The organism is Amycolatopsis sp. NPDC033938 (assembly GCF_055575975.1).
In genome coordinates this window covers 50,739-71,181 of sequence record NZ_JBVIRO010000001.1, presented here as the reverse complement: position 1 = coordinate 71,181, position 20,443 = coordinate 50,739, and the positions used below count along the sequence as shown (strand labels likewise).

Here is a 20,443-nt window from a genome sequence, read left to right as displayed (position 1 = left end):
CTGCTCAGAATACGAAGAAGTTGCGGACACAGAAGGACTTGTCCGGGTTGTCGTCCGAGGAGATCCCCGAGCCGCTCACCTTCTTGCCCTTGACCGTGCCCTCGATGTCGCCGGTGACGAAACCGTCGCCGATGCCGGTGGTCGAGGTGATCTCCAGCTGTGCCGGTGCCGGGGCCATGATGTCGATCGACTGGCCCAAGCTCTCCTTCATGTCCGAGCAGGCCAGCGACAGCGCGCCCGCCTTGTCACCGGCGCTCACCTTCGCGAAGAAGTCCTTGAGGTTCTGGATGCCCTTCGGGTTCCCCTCGGAACCAGCGCCACCACTTTCGGTGCTCCTCGGGCTGCTCTTGGGCGCGCTCGACTTCGGGCTGCTCTTCGGCGCGGAAGTCGGCGCCTTCTCCGACGACGACGCGGGCGGCGCGGCCGTGTTGTTCCCCTCGTCCTTGCTCAGCAGGAATCCCGGCGCGACGAAGCCGGTGACTCCGAAGGCGATCAGCACGACGACACCGATCACGATCCCGATGATCAGCCCGGTCTTGCTCTTCGGCGGCGGCGCGGGCGGACCGCCGTAACCCTGCGGGTAGCCGGGGTTGTTCGGGTCCCAGCCCTGCTGCTGCGCGTTCGGATCCCAGCCCTGCTGGGGCTGTTGCGGGTACTGCTGGGTCTGGTCCCAGCCCTGCTGGGGCTGCTGCTGATACTGCTGAGTCGGATCCCAGCCCTGCGGCTGACCGTACTGCTGGGTCTGGTCCCATCCACCCTGCTGCGGGTAGCCGCCGGGCTGCTGTCCCTGTGGGTCTTGGCCGTAGGGCTGGCCTGGCTGGGGTGGGTAGGTCATCGGTCTCGCCTTCCGTGCTGGGGCCTGAGGCTGGAGATCAGACGGCCGGCGGTCAGCGCTGGTTCCGGATCCGCCCGTGCCAGGAGTTCAGGGGCATTCTGCTCGGAAGGTACCTCGACCGCGAAGGCGGCTCCCGGCCGAGGCCGGGAGCCGCTTCTTCACGAAATGCGCAGCTCAGCCGTTGGCCAGTGCCTGCAAGCGGTCGTATGCGCCGTTGAAGGTGTTCTGGTCGAGCGGGCTGGAGGTGTACTGCCACACGGTGTAGTAGCTCCAGCCGTAGGGCAGGGAGCCCACGGTCGACGCGTAGCGCGCGATCCACAGCGGGACGGTGCCACCGAAGTTCTGCGTCGATCCGACACACGTGCTCCACCAGCTCGTCGAGGTGTAGATGACGGGCCAGCGGCCGGTGCGTGCCTTGTAGCGATCGTGGAACGCCCGGATCCATGCCCCCATGGACGCCTGGCTCAAGCCGTAACAGGTGGCCCCGTACGGGTTGTACTCCATGTCGAGCGCACCCGGCAGGGTCTTGCCGTCACCGGACCAGCCCCCGCCGTTGTTGACGAAGAAGTCCGCCTGCGCGGCGCCGCCGGAAACGTTGGGCAGCGCGAAGTGGTACGCCCCGCGGATGAAGCCCTGGTTGTAGGAACCGTTGTACTGCTGGGCGAAGTACGGGTTCTTGTAGCTGGTGCCTTCGGTGGCCTTCGTCCACACGAAACGCTTGCCTTGTCCCCACCAGTAGGCCCAGTCGACGTTCTGCTGATAGCTGGCGACGTCCATGCCCGCGACGGTGGCGAGCACCCCGGCTTCAGGCTGCGGCTGAGCGGCCTTGGCCTTGGACTCCGGGGTGGAGGTGTCCCCTTCCACGCGCCGGATCTGCGATCCGATCGTGTGGTCGTTCTGCTGGAGATCCTGTTCGATCGACATGATCTCCGGTGACGGAGCCGCCGAGGCCTGGACCGTGCTGCCGAGCAGGAGCAGCGCGGAGCCGACGGCGATGGCGATTCTTCGGGAAGTGCGCATACGACAATCCCTTCACGGATAACCCTCGCTGAGGACGACTAACTGCAGGTAGTCGTCCGGGCACGATTGTTGACGACGATGTCGGGTTTGTCACTAACTTCCGTGAAATTGGTACTACGCGTGGGTGATTTTCATTTCCATCTTGGTGGTGTTCTGTGATCTTGTAACACTCACGAGAGTGGGCTCAGCCCAGCGAAAGAGCGCGCACTCGATCTTCCGTGCCGTTGAACCAGTTCTGGTCGCCGGGCAGGCTGCCCTTGTTCGAAAACTGCCAGATGGTCTGGGTCTTCCAACTGGCCGGAAGCTCGCCGATCTCCGTGTTGTAGCGCGCGAGCCACAGCGGGTTCTGCCAGAAGGCGTTGCTGTTGCCGGTGCAGCGCTTCCACCAGTTCGTCGACGTGTAGATCGCCGGATGCCGCCCGGTCCGCCACAGGTAGGTCTCGGCGAACGACGCCATCCACGCGACCATCTGCGCGGGAGTCTTGCCGTAACAGGTTTCGCCGTACGGGTTGTACTCGACGTCGAGCGCGCCGGGCAGTGTCTTGCCGTCGCCGGACCAGCCGCCTCCGTGGTCGACGAAGTAATGCGCCTGCGCGGCGCCGTCCGAGATGTCGGGGCGCGCGAAGTGGTACGCGCCGCGGATCAGGCCGACACCGTGGGAACCGTTGTACTGCTGGGGGAACCGGGGGTTGACGAACCCGGTGCCCTCGGTCGCCTTCACATAGACGAACTTCGCGCCGGTCCTGGCCGCTCCTGGCCAGTCGACGTCGCCCTGATGTCCGCTGACATCGTGGCCGAGGGTCTGCGCTTCACCGCCGTAAAGCGGTCCTATCGCGGCCTCGACGCCTTCGTGCAGAGCGATCTGCGAGCCGGCGTAATGCTCTTCGGCCCCGTCGTATCTGGGCCCCGCTTGCTGTGCCGAGGCGGGGGTCTGCGCGAGCAGCAAGACCCCCGCCGCGAGGACGGCCCCCCAGCCTTTCGAACACACTCTGCGACTCATCACGTCGCCACGATCCCCCGCGCACCGGGAATCAGCGACTCGAACATCACCCGAAAGAGTTGCTCTCAGCCGGAAAATATTGGGCCGAGTGGGTTAATCGAACCCTAACGACGCTCGTCCAGAAGGGCCTTGTCGAGGTGCTCCGAGGGGACGATCGCGGTGAGCCGGTCGTGCGGATTGATCGCCACCGGATGCCCCGCGAGCAACGGCACCATGTCCCGGCCCAGCACCGCGCGGGCGTGCGGCCATTCGCGCGGGACCAGCGACTTGGCCGTGTACGCGGGCACGAGCACCTGGCCGTCGGTGTTGTGGAAGCCGATCACCGTGCGCTGCACCGGGGAAAGGGCGTAGACGAACAGCGTCGAGTCGAGGAAGACCCTCGGCAGGTCGGCGACCGGGCGGTGGTTCGTGCGCACCAGCTGCAGCAACTGCTCGAGCTCGTTGCGCGGCTCCGGGAAGCCGAGCGCCTTGGGCGAAGGGCGGTAGCGGTCGTTCGGGTGGAAGTCCTCGACGATCTCGCCCGCGCCGTTCACCGGGTACGCGCCGACGACCGCCCAGGACGGCACCGGGCCTTCGGGGTCGAAGGCCTCGTCGATGACGTACAGCCAGCTGTTCGGATTGGCCTTGGCGTTGGCGCGCATCTCGTCGGTGATCTTCGGCTTGGCCGGTTTCCGCTTGCCCGCCAGGCTCGACGCCGACCGATCCGCCTCGTCCCGCTGCGCCATCGCCATCCCCACGTTCCGGGTGCCTGAAGGTTTGTTCGCGCTCACTCTACTGTTCTCCCATGGCCTCTTCGCGTTCGGTCGACCCCGCTGAGTTACGTGCCGCGATCACGGCGATTTCCCCCTGGTTGAGCGGATCCGGACCGGATCCGGCCCGTCCCGAGCTGGCCGCGGCGGTGCGGCTGAGCCTGCGGACGCTGGCCGTGGACGCCCCGGGGAAGAGTGTCGAAGTGCGGGTGCCGCCGTTCGCGGCGGTGCAGTGTGTCGAAGGATTGCGGCATACGCGCGGGACGCCGCCGAACGTCGTCGAAACGGATCCGCGCACGTGGCTTGAATTGGCGACCGGGCTGCTGAGCTGGGCCGACGCCGTCGAATCGGGGCGGGTCACCGCCTCCGGGAGCCGGGCCGATCTCGCTCGCTGGCTGCCGCTGGTCCGCCTCTGAACCCCGTCCCCGCGTGCAATGAAAGGTCCTTTCCTTGCGAAATTTGCAAGGAAAGGACCTTTCATTGCACGCCGGCGAGAGGGGCAGAGCCTTACTTCTTGCGGCCGACGCCGCCCGAGATCGTCCGCTGAGCCGCGTTCAGCTCCTTGATCCGCGGGCCGTCCGGCCACCAGTCGGCGCACAGGGTGACGCCAGGCTCGACCATCTCGAGGTCGTGGAACAGCTCCTCGATCTCGGCCTTGGTGCGGAAGGTGCCCGAGCCCATCGGGCTGTGGAGGAAGAAGTCCTCCATCTTGCGGGCCGTCTCGGACAGCTCGTCCTCGGGATCGGAGAAGTGCGAGATCGCCACGTAGGAGCCGGAAGGCAGCGCGTCGATGTACTTCTTCATGATCTTGGCGGGCTCGTCGTGCGGCCCGTTATAGTGGTGCAGGGTCCCGAGCTGCAGGAACGCGATCGGCTGCGAGAAGTCGATGTGCCGCCGGATGTCCGGGTGCTCCATGATCCGCTCCGGCTCGAAGATGTCGTCCGAGACGAAGTGGGTGTTCTCGTTCTCTTCGAGCAGGGCGCGCCCGTGCGCGAGGACGACCGGGTCGTTGTCGACGTAGACGACCTTGATCTCCGGGTTGATCCGCTGCACGACCTGGTGGGTGTTCTCCGCGGTCGGGAGGCCGGAGCCGCAGTCGAGGAACTGGGTGATGCCCGTCTGGCTGGCGAGGAACCGGCAGGCGCGGATGAGGAAGCCGCGGTTCTCGGTCGCCAGGTCCTGCGCCTCGGGAGCGGCCTGCTGGACCTTGCGCAGCACCTCCCGGTCGATCTCGTAGTTGTCCTTGCCGAGGAGGAAGGCGTCGTACACCCGGGCGATGCTGGCCCGGGTCGGGTCGACACCCACAGGCACTCGTTCCGTCCGGGGCGGGGCGTCGGGCATCTTGAACCTCACAAAACTGTGTCGGAAGTCTCGGGCTCTACGTAGAGTAGAACCACGTACGCGACCGGTAAACCGAGCCATGCCTGTCGTGTCGAGGTCCAAACGTGTACTTTGAGTAGTCGGGCTTGATCCCCAGGTGAGTGTTGGCGTACGAAAGGTCCCCGGTCCATGAACGCGGTCACCCCGCCCGGTGGTGAGCAGTCACTGGGTCCCACCGCGCGACGGATGATCCTCGGCTCACAGCTGCGGCGGATGCGCGAGGACGCGGGGATCACGCGCCAGGAGGCCGGCTACAGCATCCGCGGGTCCGAGTCGAAGATCAGCCGTCTCGAACTGGGCCGCGTCGGCTTCAAGGAACGCGACGTCGCCGACCTGCTGACCATGTACGGGATGACCGACCCCGACGAGCGGCAGCAGTTCCTCGACATGGTCAAGGAGTCGAACGAGCCGGGTTGGTGGCGCCGTTACGGCGACCTGATGCCCAGCTGGTTCAACGACCTTGTCGGTCTCGAAGAAGCCGCGGCCCGGATCCAGGTCTGGGAGCCGCTGTACGTCACGGGTCTGCTGCAGACCGAGGCCTACGCGCGGGCGATCATGAGCCACGGCCGTCCGGACATGGTCGACGAGCAGGTCCGCCGCCGGGTCGCGCTGCGGATGCGGCGCCAGAAGATGCTGTCCAGACCGGACGCGCCGCGGTTGTGGCTGGTGCTCGACGAGTCGGTGCTCCACCGGCCGATCGGCGACCGCGAGATCCTGAAGGGCCAGATCGACCACCTGCTGGAGATGATCCAGCAGCCGAACATCTCGGTGCAGATCCTCCCGTTCGACCGGGGCGGCTACTCCGCCGACAGCGCGTTCTCGCTGCTCAGGTTCGCGGAAGAGGAATTGCCGAACATCGCCTACACCGAATACCTGACCGGCGCGCACTACATCGACAAGCGCGACGAGATCGAGCGGTACAGCCGGGCGCTGGACATGCTCGCGGTCGACGCGGAAACGCCGGACCGCAGCCGCCAGATGCTCCTGAAGCGCCGCGCGGAAATCTGAGTCACTCACCGTTGTGGGGTTCTGCGCCGTCCCGGTGACGGTGGCGGTTTTCTTGCGCTCGGCCCAAAACGTGCTCACGAACTGTAGTTGTTCCCCCATTGGAGAGGGCGATCATCACGCTTTAGTGGGACGACTGGGGGCCTGAGTCCTCACTGCACGCGAATTCTGCAAAAACTTCTGCACGTGCATTTACCGCTGCAGGCACACGTGCTAACTTTGGATCACAGGCAAATGCACATGCAGATGCATCGCCCGAAGTCTTCTGTCGGGAAGGTGGGGACCATGGCTGAACAGTTCGACAACGGCATTCCGGCCGATCGTCTTACCGGTGCGCAGTGGCGCAAAGCGAGCTACAGCAACGCGATCGGTAACTGCGTCGAGGTAGCTCCGCTCGCGTCCGGCGAGATCGCGATGCGTAACTCGCGCTTTCCGACCGGGCCCGCATTGATCTACACCCAGGCTGAGATGGCCGCGTTCCTCGCGGGTGCCAAGGACGGCGAATTCGATGATGTTCTCGGGTGACACCATTACCGCGGAGATCACCGATATCGAAAGCGGTCTTCGAGAACTGATCGACCGCGGGTATCAGTTCGTGCACCCGTGCGACGCGAACGGCGAGGTCCTGGCCGTGGTCGGCGTGCGAGTCCACGACAACGTGGTCGACGTCGTCCGGCTCAACGCCGAGGACGATGTCGTGGCGACCCGTATGCCCGGCACCGAGGAGGACATCCTCGAGCCGGAGGTGTGGCTGTGGCGTTCCGCCGGCGACGCGGCGACAGTGCTGACGGCACTGCTCGCGCTCCCGGACGAGCGGACACCCGGCTCGCTGTATCTCCCGGAAAAGGCTTCCAAGGGTTGCTGGGTCCCAGGCCGTGGCGGCACCTCCAAGTGGCTCGCCGCCGGTTGATCAAGCCGCTCAAGCACAGTCGACCGCCTCTGTCGAGGGGGAGCGGTCGGCTGGTCGGGGGTCGTGAGTGCCGGGTCCTGAACCCGCCCGTCACTCACGGTCACTGGGGCCTGCTGTGCTCGCCGAAATCTTCACTGGTTCACTCAGAGTTGCTGACTGAAGCGTGTCCAGTGCCACGTCGCGCGGCGCGTTGATCAGCTGCCCACCGTTTACACTGGTGGCGGCCTGCCCTACTTCTCCCCTGGGAGCACCTCGGTGGTTTCCGACCCGTCCGACGCCGGACAGCCCGTGACCGACCAGCCCGATCCGGAACCCCGTGAGGAATGCGGTGTCTTCGGTGTCTGGGCGCCCGGAGAAGAGGTCGCGAAGCTGACCTACTACGGGCTCTACGCACTTCAGCACCGCGGCCAGGAAGCGGCCGGCATCTCGGTCTCCGACGGTTCGCAGATCGTCGTCTTCAAGGATCTCGGCCTGGTCAGTCAGGTCTTCGACGAGCAGGTCCTGCAGTCCTTGCAGGGCCACATCGCCGTCGGCCACTGCCGCTACTCGACCACCGGCGCGACCATCTGGGAGAACGCGCAGCCGATCTTCCGCACCACCGCCACCGGTAGCGGACTGTCCTTCGCGCACAACGGCAACCTGGTCAACACCGCCGAGCTGCGCGATCGCACGGTCGAAGCCGGGCTCAAACCGCACTCGGGTCTGACCGGTTCGTCCAGTGACTCCGACCTGGTGTGCGGGCTGCTCGCGGCCAACGCCGCCGACAAGGGCATCGAAGCCGCCGCGCTGGAACTGCTGCCCACCCTCAAGGGCGCGTTCTGCCTGGTCTTCGCCGACGAGTCCACCCTGTACGCCGCCCGCGACCCGCACGGTGTGCGCCCGCTGGTGCTCGGCAGGCTCGAACGCGGCTGGGTGGTCGCGAGCGAGACGGCCGCGCTGGACATCTGCGGCGCGTCCTTCGTCCGCGAGGTCGAGCCCGGTGAGCTCATCGCCATCGACGCCGAGGGCCTGCGCTCCTCGCGGTTCGCCACCCCCGAGCCCAAGGGCTGCGTCTTCGAGTACGTCTACCTCGCGCGCCCGGACACCTCGATCGCCGGACGCAGCGTGCACGCCACCCGCGTCGAGATCGGCCGCCGCCTCGCCGGGGAGCATCCGGCCGACGCCGACCTGGTCATGCCGGTGCCCGAATCCGGCACCCCGGCCGCGATCGGCTACGCGCAGGGCTCCGGCATTCCCTACGGCACTGGCCTGGTGAAGAACGCCTACGTCGGCCGCACCTTCATCCAGCCGTCGCAGACCATCCGCCAGCTGGGCATCCGGCTGAAGCTGAACCCGCTGCGCGATGTCATCCGCGGCAAGCGGCTCGTCGTGGTCGACGACTCCATCGTCCGCGGCAACACCCAGCGCGCGCTCGTCCGCATGCTGCGGGAGGCGGGCGCGCTCGAGGTCCACGTGCGGATCGCTTCGCCGCCCGTCCGCTGGCCGTGTTTCTACGGCATCGACTTCGCGTCGCGCGCCGAACTGGTGGCCAACGGCGTCGACGTCGACGGCATCCGCCGGTCGATCGGCGCCGACTCACTGGGCTACATCTCTTTGGACGGACTGGTCGCGGCTTCGGAACAGCCGAAGTCGCGCTTGTGCACCGCGTGTTTCTCCGGCGAGTACCCGATCGCGCTCCCTGACGACGCGCTGATCGGGAAACACCTGCTGGAGAGCCTGGACTCGGTCAATGGCGCGGCGAAGCCCGTCAGCCCTGCCGGGTACGGTGCTGAAGACGCCGTCCGGCGTCCTTAGTCCCTTTCTTTCAGAGTTGGAGTCCGCTTCCGTGAGCGAGTCCACGAGCGCCACGTACGCCGCCGCCGGAGTCAGCATCGACGCTGGTGACAAAGCCGTTGAGCTGCTCAAACCGCACGCCGAGAGGGCCACCAGGCCCGAGGTGATGGGCGGGGTCGGCGGCTTCGCCGGGCTGTTCTCACTGAAGCTGGACAAGTGGAAAGAGCCGGTGCTGGCCTCGTCGACCGACGGGGTCGGCACCAAGATCGCCGTCGCGCAGGCGCTCGACAAGCACGACACCGTCGGCATCGACCTGGTCGCGATGGTCGTCGACGACCTGGTCGTCACCGGTGCCGAGCCGCTGTTCATGCAGGACTACATCGCCGTCGGCAAGGTCGTGCCGGAGAAGATCGCGGCACTGGTCGGCGGTATCGCCGAGGGCTGTGTCCAGGCGGGTTGCGCGCTGCTCGGCGGTGAGACCGCGGAGCACCCCGGCCTGATGGGCGAGCACGACTACGACCTCTCGGGCACCGGCATCGGCGTCGTCGAGGCGTCGAAGGTGCTCGGCCCGGAGCGGGTCCGCCCCGGTGACGTCGTGCTCGCGCTCGGCTCCTCCGGTCTGCACTCCAACGGCTACTCGCTCGCCCGGCACGTGCTGCTGGACATCGCGCGCATGCCGCTCGACGGGCACGTCGAGGAGTTCGGCCGCTCGCTCGGCGAGGAGATGCTGGAGCCGACCAGGATCTACGCGAAGGACTGCCTCGCGCTGGCGGCCGAGGCCGATGTCCGCACGTTCGCGCACATCACCGGTGGCGGCCTGGAGCAGAACCTCGCCCGTGTCATGCCCCGCGGCCTGGTCGCGAAGCTCGAACGCGGCACCTGGACCCCGGCGCCGGTGTTCGCGCTGATCGGGCACCGCGGCAAGGTCGAACGCGCCGAGCTGGAGAAGACCTTCAACATGGGCATCGGCATGGTCGCGATCGTCGGCGCCGACGACGTCGACCGCGCGCTGGCGATGCTGACCGCGCGTCACGTGCCGGCGTGGATCCTCGGCGACGTGCAGCCCGCGGAGGACCCGGACGGCCCGCGCGCCGTGCTTTCCGGAGACCACCCGCGTTTCTGATATCTGTTGGTCCCGGATGACACACTGGATCCGTGGCTGATGACGTGGTGGTCGGTACCCGGTTCGTGATCCCGGGTGCCGAATTGAGCGAACGGTTCTCCCGGTCCTCTGGTCCGGGTGGGCAGGGCGTGAACACCACGGACTCGCGGGTCGAGCTGTCCTTCGACGTGGCCGGTTCGGCCGCCGTCCCGGAGCATCTCCGGGCCCGGATGCTGGACCGGCTTTCGTCGCGCCTGGTCGACGGCGTGGTCACGATCGCCGCGTCCGAACACCGCTCGCAACTGATGAACCGGGAAGCCGCGCGGGCACGGCTGGTGATGCTGCTCCTGGAGGCGTCGGCGCCCCCGGCGGCCAAACGGCGTCCTACCAAACCGTCACGCGGTTCGAAGGAACGCCGCCTGGCCTCGAAGAAACGCCGCGGCGAGGTCAAGCGAACTCGCCGCGGTGGTTACTCAGACGAGTGACAGGTGCACACACTCGGCCACGGTTTTGAAACCGACGCGGCCGTAGACGCGCTCCGCCTGTCCGGCACCCGGTGTCAGGAACACCGAATCGCCGCCACGGGCATGGGCCTCGCGGGTGAGGTGCTCGGTCAGCGCCGCGGCGATCCCGCGCTGCCGATATTCCTCGATCACCCCGATCCCGGCGATCTCGCTCGCGCCGTCGAGGATCGCCGTCGCGACCCCGCCGCCGACACATTCACCGGTTTCGGTGAGTGCCATGACCGAGATCGTCTCGCCGCTCAGCTGCGCGGGTGACGGCTCGACGTGCTCGCCGGGATCGGGTTCCCCGAACGCGATGTTCTGCGCCCGGATCATCGACCGGAGTTCGGCGGGTGTCACGGGGGTCTTCAGGACGATTCCGGCGGGAACCGGCTGTTCGACGACCTGCCCCGGTGGGCAGACCATCAACGGGATCCGCCGTTCCAGGGTGTAGCCGCCTTCGACCAGCACGGCCTCGGCTCCGGGAGCGGCCTCGGTCAGGAACTCCAGCCGTGGCGTGAGCCCGCGAGCGCGGAACGCCTCGGTCAGCTTCGCGACGTCGCCCGAGGTGGGCACGCGGGCGTTGTCGGGGATCGCGTAGTTGAGGAACAGGTGGTCGTTCCCGGTCGTGTAGGTGGCGAGGAACGGCCCGATCCGCTCGGTTTCGCGGTACTTCGCCGCGGTGGCGCGGATGTAGGACTGCAGCGCGTTGATCGTCTCAGCGGACACTGGTTGAAAAGCCTTTCAGGCAAGAAGGAATGACGCACGGGAGGACTCGCGTGCGTGATGGAGCTGGCGTGGAGCGCCGGCTAACTCGTGCCGACGCCACCGAAGGCGTCAGGCATGAGGCATCCCTCTTTCCGTGAGCAAGGCTTTCGCGATCACTGTCGCACGGTGGTCAAGCGGTTTACCGGCGCTGCGGATGAGCGACACCCGAGTACCGCTCGTCCCACACCGACCTCGGCACGCGCAGTCGCACGGGGGCCTCGCACACCCGCCGGACCTGCACCGGGATCTTCACCGCCGGCCGGACGTCCAGCCGGTGCCAAAGACGCTTGCTCAGCGCGGCGCCGATCACGGCCCCGAGGGTGTTCAGCAGGATGTCGTCGGCGGAGGTCACCCGGCCCGCCTGCATCAGATATTGCGTCCCCTCCACCAGCACCGAGACGGCCAGCGCGCCCAGCGCGATCCGGCCGAGCGAACGCAGACGGCGGGACCGCAGCGGGAGCAGGGCCCCGAGGGGGCTCAGCATGAGGACGTTGCCCAGTACCTGGAAGAGAGTGGCGCTGTCGCTCAGCGCGAGTCGCAGGTCCGTGCCGGGTTCGAGGCTCAGCCTGCTGCCGTGCGCCCCGGTCACCGGCATCGTCACCAGGCAGATCACCAGAAAACAGGTCAGCGCGAGCGTCATGTCCACGGCGGCTGTCGCCGACGCGCAGAAGCGGTCGGCTCGTCTTCGCCGCCGATGTGCCGCGAGCAGCGGCCACCCGAGTAAGGCATACGGAATCGCGGTGATCGTCAAGGGGATCATCGCGCCGAAAGCGCGGAGCAGCTCTCCCATGGCCCTTCCTTTCCGGAGCGCCCAAGATCACCTTCGCATCACAAGATCGACTCGGCATGGCGGAGCGGCCGCACTATGAGGTGATCTTTTCCGGTAGCGGAAAAGGCTTTCCCATGCTTGGGTCCAAGCAATGACCGTCCACAATGGAGCCTGTGGACAACCTGTGGATGACCGCGAAGCGATCAGGAGAAGTCGTTATCGCACAAGGAAAAGCCTTGTGAGTGACCTGTGTACTACTTGCCGTGTCCGGCGAGTTCGCGCGCGCGTTCGATCAGCTTCTGCAGGTGCAGACCGCGACGCACGTCGCAGGGATGCGACGTCGTTCCGCTGGCCGCCATCGCGGCGAAATCGTCGAGAAGCGCGGTGAACGATTCGCCCGCCGAACCCGGCTTCCGCCCCAAAGTGCGATAACCATGCTCGCCGTAGACGGCCACTTCGACGACCGTCGGCTGGATCGGCAGCCGCAACGACAGGGTCGCCGTACTGGTCGCGCCACCCGCGTGGGCGAACAGGAGCTGCCACAGATCGTCCTCGGTACGGTGGGCGGCGAGCACGTCGGTGATCTCACCGAGCGCCGCGTCCAGCAGATCGAAGGCGTGCGGTCCGATGTCGGCGAGCGCGCCGGAGTCGACCCGCCACGGCGACGACTGGTACTGCCCGCCGAGCAGCGCGCCCGAAAGCCAGCGCGCACCCCCGCCGCGCCAGCCGCCCGCTTCCTTGATCCCGTCGAGCCACTCGCGGGTCATCGGCGAGAACCGCAAGGTCAGGACCACGAGAGCGGCCACGCCCGAGGCCTCGACCGCGGCCACGAGCCGCCGCGCGCCGTCGAGATCCGCGGCGATCGGCTTCTCCAGGATGATGTGCTTGCCCGCCTCGGCTGCCTTGACCGCCAGCTCCGCCTGAACGGCGGGCGGCACGGCGAACGCGACCGCGTCCACCTGGTCCAGCAGCTCTTCGAAGCTGCCGGCCACTTCGGCGCCGTGCGCCTCGGCCAGCTCCTTCGCGGCTTCGGGACGCCTCGTCCAGACCGCGCTCAACGTGGTTCCAGGGTGATCGGCGAGGCCCGGCGCGTGCACCGTCTTCGCCCATGGACCGGCCCCGACCAGACCCGCACGCAGCTGTCCCTGTCCCACGGCCCCAGTCTAGGTGTGCTGCCGTCGCGCAAGGTGAACGCACCATCGAGTTGCGTTTATTGCGTTTGTTGCGAATAATTCGTTTATGGCCGATGCTGGATTCACGCCGGTAGGGAGCAGGGATGAGCGCGCGGACCATTGATCAGATCGTCCCCGGGCGGCATGACATCGACGTGGCGATCGAGGCACTTCCGCACGTGGAGGCTTACCTGGCCAGGCGCCATGAAGAGGACACCGTGCGCGTGGTGGTCGTCGACGAGCGCGAGGAGTCGCTGGTGATCCCTCGCGGCGTCGTCGATTTGATGGCCAGGGTCCTGGCGTTCGTGGCGGCAGGCGAGAGCGTCTCCATCGTTCCGTCGCACGCCGAGCTGACCACTCAACAAGCGGCCGATCTGCTCAACGTTTCGAGGCCGTTCCTCATCGGACTGCTCGAAACGGGGCAGATCGAATTCCGCACGGTCGGCAAACATCGCCGCGTGAAAGCGAGTTCCCTGCACGACTATCTGAGCCGAGACGATCAGCGGCGTCGCGACGCGGCGGACGAGCTTTCCGCGCTGAACCAGGAGATGGGGCGGACCTAGCAAATGGCCTTCGTGGTCCTCGACGCACTCGAGCGCACCGGGCTCAGCAGGTCTGTCGCGGAGCTGCATTCAGAGAGGCCGGGCCAGCCGGTCGTAGAGGTCCAGCAGCTCAGCGAGCTTGGCGGAGGCAGGGACGTGCGCGGTGTCGAGGTCGAAGACCCGGAACCGGTTGCCAGGGGTCCGCTCGTCCGCCTCCCGGATCATCCGGTCCTGCAGGGCGAGCGGGATGACGTTGTCGCGCAGATGCCGGACGTAGACGCGCGGGATGCGCCCCCAGGTGTGCAGGTCACCGCGTGAATCGACCTCGCTCTTCCCGGGCAGTTCGTCGGGCGCCATCGAGTTCAGGAACGTGTAGAACTCGGCATCGGTGCTGTCACTCATGAAGGCCTCTTTCGCCTTCGCGAGGCGCACGGGGTCGGCGATGCGCCAGTTCGAGCGGTAGGCCCCGATCGTCGCCGGATCGCCCGCCATGAACTCGAGAAGTGCCGTCACCTGCGTCGTCGAGCCTTCCTCGGTGCCGAGGTACTCGCCGGGGGTGCGGAGCGCGCCGCAGCAGAACGCGGTGTCGTAGATCAGGAGGTCGATCAGTCGCGGCACCTGGTTCGCGACCAGGCTGATCGCCGCGCCGCCGATGCTGGCGCCGACGAGGACGACCGGGCCGTGCGCGGCCGCCCGGCGGACGGTCTCCACCGTCGCGGCGAGGTGGTCGGCCACGGTCACCCCGGCCAGCGGCGACGGCTCGGTCGCGAACGCCGCGAGGTCCTGCGGGGCCTGGTACGAGAGCCGGAACTGGGCGTCCGCCGGTCGCTGGCCGGGCAGATCGACGCCGACGCAGCGATAACCGCGCAACACGAGTTCGTTCGGGACGCCGGAGACGCCGTTCGCGCCCGCGGCGAAGACGAACGTCGGGACGCCACGCCGTTCACGCGCGGACGCCGAGCCCGCGCTCGTGAGTCCGGTGAGGCCGGTCAGTCCGGCGACGGTGATCGCCTTGCGACGCGTGTGTTCGTTCATGCCGTCCATGCAACCGGGCATACCGGTCGCATGGACAGCCGAAGAAGTGGTCTTCCGCCGCTACGAAAGTTGCGGGTCAGGAGTAGCTGTAGAAACCGCGACCGGTCTTCTTGCCGAGCAGGCCCGCGTCGACCATGCGCAGCAGCAGCGGCGGCGAGGAGTACAGCGGCTCCTTGAACTCGGCGTACATCGAGTCCGCGATCGCCTTGATGGTGTCCAGGCCGATCAGGTCCGACAGCCGCAGCGGGCCCATCGGGTGCGCGGTGCCGAGCTCCATCCCGCGGTCGATGTCCTCGGCCGACGCGAAGCCCGACTCGATCATCCGGATCGCCGAAAGCAGATACGGCACGAGCAGCGAGTTCACGATGAACCCGGCGCGGTCCTGCGACCGGATCACCGTCTTGGCCAGCGCCGACGTCGCGTGCTCCTCCGCGCGGCGGGCGGTGTCGTCGCTGGTCAGCAGCGAAGGCACCAGCTCGACGAGCGGCAGCACTGGGACCGGGTTGAAGAAGTGGATGCCGATCACCTGCTGCGGGCGGCCGGTGGCCATCCCGAGCTTCATGATCGGAATCGAGGAGGTGTTGGACGCGAACAGGGCGTCCTCACGCTCGACGATCTTGTCCAGCGACCGGAACACCTCGACCTTGGCCTGCTCCTGTTCCAGGATGGCCTCGATCACGAGGTCGCGGTCGGCGAACTCGCCGATCTCGGTGGTGAAGCGGAGCCGTCCGAGCGCCGCGTCGGCGTCTTCCTGCGAGAGCTTCCCGTTCTTGACGCCGCGTTGCAGCGACTTCTCGATCCGCGCCCGCCCGGAGTCCAGCGCCGGCTGGTTCACCTCGGTGACGATCACGTCCAAACCGGCACGCGCGTGCACCTCGGCGATGCCGGAGCCCATGAGACCGGCTCCGACGACACCTACTCGGGATACGTCAGACATGGCACCTCTTCCATATTTTGGGCAGCACGCGACACGCGAGGGTGGTTACCGGGGCAAGCCCCGATCCACCCTCGCGTGTCACGCGTTGCTCAGCGGCGGTATTCGTCGTACCCGTCGTACGGGTCGTCGTCATACCGCTTGTCGTCCTCGTGCCTGTCTTCCGAGGAACTACTGGACAGCTCGCGCTGCAAAGCATCGAAGTCGGTTTCGTGCGAGCTGTACTTGAGCTCGCGCGCCACCTTCGTCTGCTTGGCCTTAGCCCGGCCGCGCCCCATGGCTCGACCCCCTCGCACAGGGGCGGGGCGGCCGGGGGAATCGGCGGCCCCGCATCGTCTCGACAATTATTTCCTGCTGACACCGTACCGTGTCCGGGGGGTTGGATGCGACGTGGCACGGTGTGCCGGTGATGACAGTGTTCCCCGAACGCCGGTTACCGGCCGGTCGGTGGCGATAGTCGCAGGTCGGCGTGTCACGATGCTCGTGTGCCCCGTCCGTTCTCGGCTTATCTCCGCGTCTATGAGCCCCTGCTCGCGCTGGGTGATCCACCGGACGAACGCCTGCTGGAGGCCGTCGAAGCGGCCCGGCTCGATCGTTCGGCCGCCGGGCTGCGTGAACAGGCATTGTGGCTCAAGTCACAGCACGTCGGCCGGTTGTTGCCCGCCGAGCTCGCGGACGGCAGGCCGTCGCCCAGTCTGCTCACCGACGTCCTCGTCCTGGACCCGGAAGACGTGCCGGAGGGTGAGCACGGCGACGCGGGCCCGGGTCCGCTGGTCTGCCCGATGGAGGTCCGCGCGCGATCGGCCGCGGCACTGGTGACCTTCCTCGGCGACGCCCACCCGGCGTTGAAGAACTCGGTGCTCGACGCGGGCGGCGCCTCACTCGACATGATCCGTTCGCGGGCGAAGTCGGCCATCGGTGATCTGACCGCCGGGGCATCGCACACGCTCTCGACGACGTGGACCGTTCCGCTCCCGTGGTTCGTCCTGTTCGATCCCGGTATGCGCCGGGTCAAACTGGGCAAGGGCCGCCACGACCCCGAACGCGAAGTGTCGTGGCGGGTCTCGATCGCCGACGCCCGGCATCGTGCCCGCGAGGTCGGTGACCTGCTCGAAGCGACCTTCGGTGACTCAGGGCCCGGCCGGGTGCTCCTCGAAACGCGACGCTGGCTCGACAGCTTCCACCCCGGCTCCGCGGTCGAACTCGACTACGGCGGACTCGTGCAGCTCTTCGCCGACTCGATCCTGCAGGCCGACACGACCGCCGAAGAGGTGCACGACATCCTCGACGCGCTTCGCACCGGCAATGTCGACGAGTTGGCGGAACTGTTCGCCGACCTGCGGGACTTCTGGGGCGACCTGGCCGCGCGAGAACGCGCGAACTAGCCGAAGAGACCGGCGGTGACGCGCAGTTCGCCGACGGGTTTCCCGCCGCCGAGGACGACATCACGCGCGAGAGCCTCGGCCTCGTCCCCCGGCTCGATGCCGAGGTGACGCAGGGTCGCGAGCAGTAGCGGGAGCCGGGCCCGCGCGGCGCCGTCGTCGATCTTGAGCGCCAGCGCGGTGCCATCGGGGAGAGCGAACGAATGCACTCCCTCGGCGCCGCCCTTCGAAAGGAGGCCGTCGACGTTCCGCATCAGCACGGTGTCCTCGCGGCCGGTGCCCGCGACCTGCCACGGATGCGCGCGGACGGCGTCCGCGACCCGGCGTTCCGGTCCGCCGATAGCGGTGACCAGCCTGCCGAAGGAGCGGGCGAGGCCGGTGAGGGAGAACGCGAACAGCGGGGCACCGCAGCCGTCGACGCCGACCGTTTCGATCGGTTCGCAGGTGAGGTCGGCGATGGTGGACTGGATGAGCTTCTGCAGCGGATGGGTCGCGGCCACGTAGTCCTCGGTGGGCCAGCCGAGCTGGGCGCAGGTGCTGAGCATCGCGGCGTGCTTGCCGGAGCAGTTCATGGCGGCCCGGCGTTTCCCGGCGGCGGCGGCGAGCATGCTCGGCTCGTGCAGCGGGAAGGCGGGCGGGCACGCCAGCGCGTCCTCGGTCAGCCCCGTGCGGGCGAGCATCGACAAAGCACCCTCGACGTGGCCGGGTTCGCCGTTGTGCGACCCGCAGCCCAGCGCGAGTTCTTCGTCGCCGATGGTGAGACCGGCGCGCAGCATCGCTACGGCCTGGAGCGGTTTGTTGGACGAGCGTGGGTAGACCGGCCGCTCGACGTCGCCCGCGGAGAACCGCACCGACCCGTCCGGGGCCGTGATCACCAGCGCGCCGCGATGGACGCTCTCCACGAAACCGGACCGGACGACCTCGACCAGGACGGGGTTCGTCACTCGGGTCCGCCGCGTTCGGTGTCGAGCAGATCGTCGACGGAAGCCGTGCCCTTGCGGTAACGGGTCGCGATCTCGGCGTTGATCGTGTCCATCACGCCCTGCACCTCGCGGCGGTACGAGGAGACGGAGACCTCTTCGTCGGCGTACCTGTTGAGGGCGCTGACCAGCTTCTCGTCCGACAGGGTGCTCACGTCGGAAAGGTCCGTGTCACCGATGAGCGCCTCGGCGAACCGCCGGTGCTCACCCGCCCGCGAGGGCTCCAGCCGCTGATGCCTGCCCGAGCCCGTGGCCGGACCGATCGCGTTGTCCGCCAGGATCGCGGCCAGCCGCTCGACGACGCTGCGCTCCCCGCCCGAACTCCGGCGCTCCTGCTCGGCCCGCACGATGTCGATCCGCGCGTGCAACAGCCGCCGCAGGTACGACAGGTCGGTCTCCTCCTGCGCGGCCTCGTCACGGCGCTCGCGCAGCACGGAAAGGGGCAGCTCGCCGAGGTCGCTGAGATACCCAGGGCCGAGCACGCGGTCGATACGACGGCGACCACCGGGCCGGACTTCGATCACCCGGGTAGCTTATCGCGCTCCAGCGGAAATGTTCCGCAGGGCGCGATACCACAAGGATCTTTCGCCCTCCCGAACACCTCCCCGGCGCGCCCCTGCTCTTTCGGTTCCTTCCAGAGCGCGCCCCCCACCCGTCCCGGGGGCGGCCCCTGGTCCAGTCTACCGGGGGTGGGGGTGGAAAAGGGCTGGTCGGCGAGGTTGTCCACAGGTGGGCAGAGTTGTGGATAACTTGTGGACGGCGGGGTGGGCGAGTACGTGAAGCAGTCCTTCACGCGCGACCGCTGTGGCCCGTGAGACCGCCATGAGAGACGCCGCGAGGTCCGTGAAGGGCTCCTTGAGGGACTAGGAGTCCGTCAAGGAGCCCTTCACGGACACGCTGCCAGGGTGCCCGCGGGTGGACACCCTGGCAGCCATGACGACACGGTCGCCGCAGGTCGACCCGAGTGTGTCCATGAAGGAATCGGGACACTCAACGTCCCAATTCCTTCATGGACGCGTCGCCAGGTCACAAGGAAGCGAAGGTCTCCTTCCCGGCGCTCAAGGTCAGGGGCCCGGCAAAGTCGCATAACCGCTGGTCGGCTCCACCGCTAGAGCGGGACAAGGCGAACCTGTCGTGATGGACCCGGCGAGAGCGGGCTCACCCCAAAGGGACCACGCCCTTGACTGTCCACAAGGGACACTTCGCGACACAAATGTGCCCGGTTTGGTCAAGTTGCACGGTTTCGCGAAGGGGTCGTGAGTGTTACTGAGCGTTCTAACCCGAATCGCCACTCACGACCCCCTCGCAGAACCGTACATAGCGACATCAATCGGACACTCGATCGCTCGGCCGGGTCCCTTGTGGACGAATCAGGGACGTTGAGTGTCCCTGATCTTCCGTTGACCAAGCCTTCACGGCGTGAGCCACAAGCCGAGGTCTCAGCTCCTCAGCCGCTGTGCGGCTTCCCGTCCCGGCGCGGGGGCCTCACCAGGGACGGAGTCCGGGTCGATGGCCGCCTGCACGACGCGGTCCTCGGCGCCGACCAGCAGTTCGGCGCCCGGTCGCGTCGAGCGCTTGACCAGCGCGAGCGCGATCGGGCCCAGTTCGTGGTGCTGCACCACGCTGCCGACGCGGCCGACCGTCCGCTCGCCGACGACCACCGGATCTCCGGTCTCCGGCGTGATCTCCGGCGAACCGTCCAGATGCAGCAGCGCCATGTACCGCGGCGGCCGCCCGACGTTGTGGACCTTCGCGACGGTCTCTTGCCCGCGGTAGCAGCCCTTCGCCACGTGCGCGGCGGAGTCGACCCAGTTCACCTCGTGCGGGATCGTGCGGTCGTCGGTGTCGATACCCAGCCGCGGCCGCAGCGACTCGACCCGCAGCGCGTCGAACGCCCAGCTGCCCGCGGGTCGCGCGCCCGCGTCGGTCAGCCGGCGCCACCAGGTCGCCAGGTCGGCACGGGGTACGGCGAGGTCGACGCTGTTCCGCCCTGGCCACGGCATCCGCCGCGCGAAACCGCCGGGGATCGCGGCGACGGAGTACGCCTCCGAGCCGAGCGAAACGTCCACGGCGGCGAGGACGCGGTCCGCGTCGGGGCCGAGGACGGTCAGCAACGCCAGTTCACCGGAGACATCGCGGATGTCCACTTTGGACCAGAACTTCATCGCTTCGAGGTACTCGCGCAGCGGCTGTTTGCCACCGGAGGGCAGTGCGCTCGACGCCACCGCGCCCCTGTCGCTGTCCAGCCACACCGTGCCGTCCGCGTGCGCGACGACCATGTGGGTGTCGACGCGGCCTTGGCTGTCCAGGACGAGCGCCTCGGTGCCGGTGCCTTCCGCGAGCCCGGTGACGTGCTGCGAGATCACCAAATGCAGCCAGGACAACCGTTCTTCCCCGGTCACGGCCAGGATCTCGCGATGCGAACGGTCGATCACGACCACGCCGCGCGCCGCCGTCCGTTGCTCGGCGAACGGGTCTCCCCAATGCCACGGGACACCCTCTTCGGGATGCCCGTCGGGTGCCGCGATCGGTCCGGGAAGGTCGAGCAGGGGGGAGCGGTAGGGCATAAAACCCATGTTAGTGA

The 20,443-nt window shown here is 67.7% G+C and carries 23 protein-coding genes; 9 read left to right on the top strand and 14 right to left on the bottom strand.

What is annotated here, in order from left to right; translation table 11 throughout:
* Nucleotides 1-4: 4 nt before the first annotated feature.
* The 4 genes from ACZ5ZX_RS00385 to ACZ5ZX_RS00370 all read right to left on the bottom strand — a co-directional run bounded on the left by ACZ5ZX_RS00385 (nt 5) and on the right by ACZ5ZX_RS00370 (nt 3,580).
* On the bottom strand, nt 5-835 hold the full coding sequence (locus tag ACZ5ZX_RS00385; protein ID WP_465499944.1) for a Twin-arginine translocation protein TatA: 831 nt from the start codon (nt 833-835) through the stop codon (nt 5-7).
* 174 nt (nt 836-1,009) lie between these two features.
* On the bottom strand, nt 1,010-1,855 hold the full coding sequence (locus tag ACZ5ZX_RS00380) for a lysozyme (protein ID WP_465499943.1): 846 nt from the start codon (nt 1,853-1,855) through the stop codon (nt 1,010-1,012).
* Between the two features lie 184 nt (nt 1,856-2,039).
* Entirely contained in the window at nt 2,040-2,855 is an 816-nt protein-coding gene (locus ACZ5ZX_RS00375; RefSeq protein ID WP_465500987.1) for a lysozyme, read from the bottom strand.
* A 104-nt stretch (nt 2,856-2,959) separates the two neighbouring features.
* On the bottom strand, nt 2,960-3,580 hold the full coding sequence (locus tag ACZ5ZX_RS00370; protein ID WP_465500986.1) for a type VII secretion system-associated protein: 621 nt from the start codon (nt 3,578-3,580) through the stop codon (nt 2,960-2,962).
* A 59-nt stretch (nt 3,581-3,639) separates the two neighbouring features.
* Between ACZ5ZX_RS00370 and ACZ5ZX_RS00365 the strand changes: the two genes are divergently transcribed.
* Entirely contained in the window at nt 3,640-4,020 is a 381-nt protein-coding gene (locus tag ACZ5ZX_RS00365; protein ID WP_465499942.1) for a sterol carrier family protein, read from the top strand.
* 91 nt (nt 4,021-4,111) lie between these two features.
* Here ACZ5ZX_RS00365 and ACZ5ZX_RS00360 read toward each other — a convergent pair whose 3' ends face one another.
* A complete protein-coding gene (locus tag ACZ5ZX_RS00360) occupies nt 4,112-4,909 on the bottom strand; it encodes an SAM-dependent methyltransferase (protein WP_465499941.1) in 798 nt (265 codons plus the stop codon).
* Nucleotides 4,910-5,113: 204 nt separating this feature from the next.
* Here ACZ5ZX_RS00360 and ACZ5ZX_RS00355 point away from each other — a divergent pair, with 204 nt between their 5' ends.
* The 6 genes from ACZ5ZX_RS00355 to arfB all read left to right on the top strand — a co-directional run bounded on the left by ACZ5ZX_RS00355 (nt 5,114) and on the right by arfB (nt 10,259).
* Nucleotides 5,114-5,992, top strand: coding sequence for a helix-turn-helix domain-containing protein (locus tag ACZ5ZX_RS00355; protein ID WP_465499940.1), 879 nt, complete (start codon nt 5,114-5,116; stop codon nt 5,990-5,992).
* A gap of 282 nt (nt 5,993-6,274) precedes the next feature.
* Nucleotides 6,275-6,514, top strand: coding sequence for a DUF397 domain-containing protein (locus ACZ5ZX_RS00350; RefSeq protein WP_005152616.1), 240 nt, complete (start codon nt 6,275-6,277; stop codon nt 6,512-6,514).
* Nucleotides 6,498-6,899 carry a hypothetical protein gene (locus tag ACZ5ZX_RS00345; RefSeq protein ID WP_465499939.1) on the top strand — a complete coding sequence of 134 codons (402 nt, stop codon included), beginning with the start codon at nt 6,498-6,500 and terminating at the stop codon, nt 6,897-6,899. Before ACZ5ZX_RS00350 ends, ACZ5ZX_RS00345 begins: the two co-directional genes overlap by 17 nt.
* A gap of 255 nt (nt 6,900-7,154) precedes the next feature.
* A complete protein-coding gene (purF, locus tag ACZ5ZX_RS00340; RefSeq protein WP_465499938.1) occupies nt 7,155-8,693 on the top strand; it encodes an amidophosphoribosyltransferase in 1,539 nt (512 codons plus the stop codon).
* A gap of 31 nt (nt 8,694-8,724) precedes the next feature.
* Complete coding sequence (purM, locus tag ACZ5ZX_RS00335) at nt 8,725-9,795, top strand: phosphoribosylformylglycinamidine cyclo-ligase (protein WP_061981905.1); 1,071 nt, start codon at nt 8,725-8,727, stop codon at nt 9,793-9,795.
* Nucleotides 9,796-9,827: 32 nt separating this feature from the next.
* Nucleotides 9,828-10,259, top strand: coding sequence for an alternative ribosome rescue aminoacyl-tRNA hydrolase ArfB (arfB, locus tag ACZ5ZX_RS00330; protein WP_465493492.1), 432 nt, complete (start codon nt 9,828-9,830; stop codon nt 10,257-10,259).
* On the opposite strand, the gene ACZ5ZX_RS00325 is transcribed toward arfB, so the two are convergent.
* The 3 genes from ACZ5ZX_RS00325 to ACZ5ZX_RS00315 form a co-directional block, all read right to left on the bottom strand.
* Nucleotides 10,248-11,006 (bottom strand): GNAT family N-acetyltransferase, encoded by a 759-nt coding sequence (locus tag ACZ5ZX_RS00325; protein WP_465499937.1) that lies wholly within the window; start codon nt 11,004-11,006, stop codon nt 10,248-10,250. The two genes, arfB and ACZ5ZX_RS00325, sit on opposite strands and share 12 nt — an antisense overlap.
* A gap of 178 nt (nt 11,007-11,184) precedes the next feature.
* Nucleotides 11,185-11,835 (bottom strand): VanZ family protein, encoded by a 651-nt coding sequence (locus tag ACZ5ZX_RS00320; protein ID WP_465499936.1) that lies wholly within the window; start codon nt 11,833-11,835, stop codon nt 11,185-11,187.
* A 233-nt stretch (nt 11,836-12,068) separates the two neighbouring features.
* Nucleotides 12,069-12,968, bottom strand: a complete 900-nt coding sequence (locus ACZ5ZX_RS00315) for a Gfo/Idh/MocA family protein (RefSeq protein ID WP_465499935.1) — start codon at nt 12,966-12,968, stop codon at nt 12,069-12,071.
* A 122-nt stretch (nt 12,969-13,090) separates the two neighbouring features.
* Here ACZ5ZX_RS00315 and ACZ5ZX_RS00310 point away from each other — a divergent pair, with 122 nt between their 5' ends.
* Nucleotides 13,091-13,549 (top strand): excisionase family DNA-binding protein, encoded by a 459-nt coding sequence (locus tag ACZ5ZX_RS00310; RefSeq protein ID WP_465499934.1) that lies wholly within the window; start codon nt 13,091-13,093, stop codon nt 13,547-13,549.
* A gap of 69 nt (nt 13,550-13,618) precedes the next feature.
* On the opposite strand, the gene ACZ5ZX_RS00305 is transcribed toward ACZ5ZX_RS00310, so the two are convergent.
* The 3 genes from ACZ5ZX_RS00305 to ACZ5ZX_RS00295 all read right to left on the bottom strand — a co-directional run bounded on the left by ACZ5ZX_RS00305 (nt 13,619) and on the right by ACZ5ZX_RS00295 (nt 15,775).
* A complete protein-coding gene (locus tag ACZ5ZX_RS00305; RefSeq protein WP_465499933.1) occupies nt 13,619-14,563 on the bottom strand; it encodes an alpha/beta fold hydrolase in 945 nt (314 codons plus the stop codon).
* A 76-nt stretch (nt 14,564-14,639) separates the two neighbouring features.
* Complete coding sequence (locus ACZ5ZX_RS00300) at nt 14,640-15,500, bottom strand: 3-hydroxybutyryl-CoA dehydrogenase (RefSeq protein WP_465499932.1); 861 nt, start codon at nt 15,498-15,500, stop codon at nt 14,640-14,642.
* Nucleotides 15,501-15,589: 89 nt separating this feature from the next.
* Nucleotides 15,590-15,775, bottom strand: a complete 186-nt coding sequence (locus ACZ5ZX_RS00295; RefSeq protein WP_007032561.1) for a DUF3073 domain-containing protein — start codon at nt 15,773-15,775, stop codon at nt 15,590-15,592.
* Between the two features lie 207 nt (nt 15,776-15,982).
* On the opposite strand from ACZ5ZX_RS00295, the gene ACZ5ZX_RS00290 reads away from it, so the two are divergent.
* Complete coding sequence (locus tag ACZ5ZX_RS00290) at nt 15,983-16,882, top strand: DUF8083 family protein (protein WP_465499931.1); 900 nt, start codon at nt 15,983-15,985, stop codon at nt 16,880-16,882.
* Here ACZ5ZX_RS00290 and ACZ5ZX_RS00285 read toward each other — a convergent pair.
* The 3 genes from ACZ5ZX_RS00285 to ygfZ form a co-directional block, all read right to left on the bottom strand.
* Nucleotides 16,879-17,823 (bottom strand): asparaginase, encoded by a 945-nt coding sequence (locus ACZ5ZX_RS00285; protein ID WP_465499930.1) that lies wholly within the window; start codon nt 17,821-17,823, stop codon nt 16,879-16,881. The genes ACZ5ZX_RS00290 and ACZ5ZX_RS00285 overlap by 4 nt on opposite strands.
* Nucleotides 17,820-18,383, bottom strand: a complete 564-nt coding sequence (locus tag ACZ5ZX_RS00280) for an RsiG family protein (protein ID WP_465499929.1) — start codon at nt 18,381-18,383, stop codon at nt 17,820-17,822. Before ACZ5ZX_RS00280 ends, ACZ5ZX_RS00285 begins: the two co-directional genes overlap by 4 nt.
* Nucleotides 18,384-19,298: 915 nt before the next feature.
* A complete protein-coding gene (gene ygfZ / locus ACZ5ZX_RS00275; RefSeq protein WP_465499928.1) occupies nt 19,299-20,426 on the bottom strand; it encodes a CAF17-like 4Fe-4S cluster assembly/insertion protein YgfZ in 1,128 nt (375 codons plus the stop codon).
* Between the last annotated feature and the right edge of the window lie 17 nt (nt 20,427-20,443).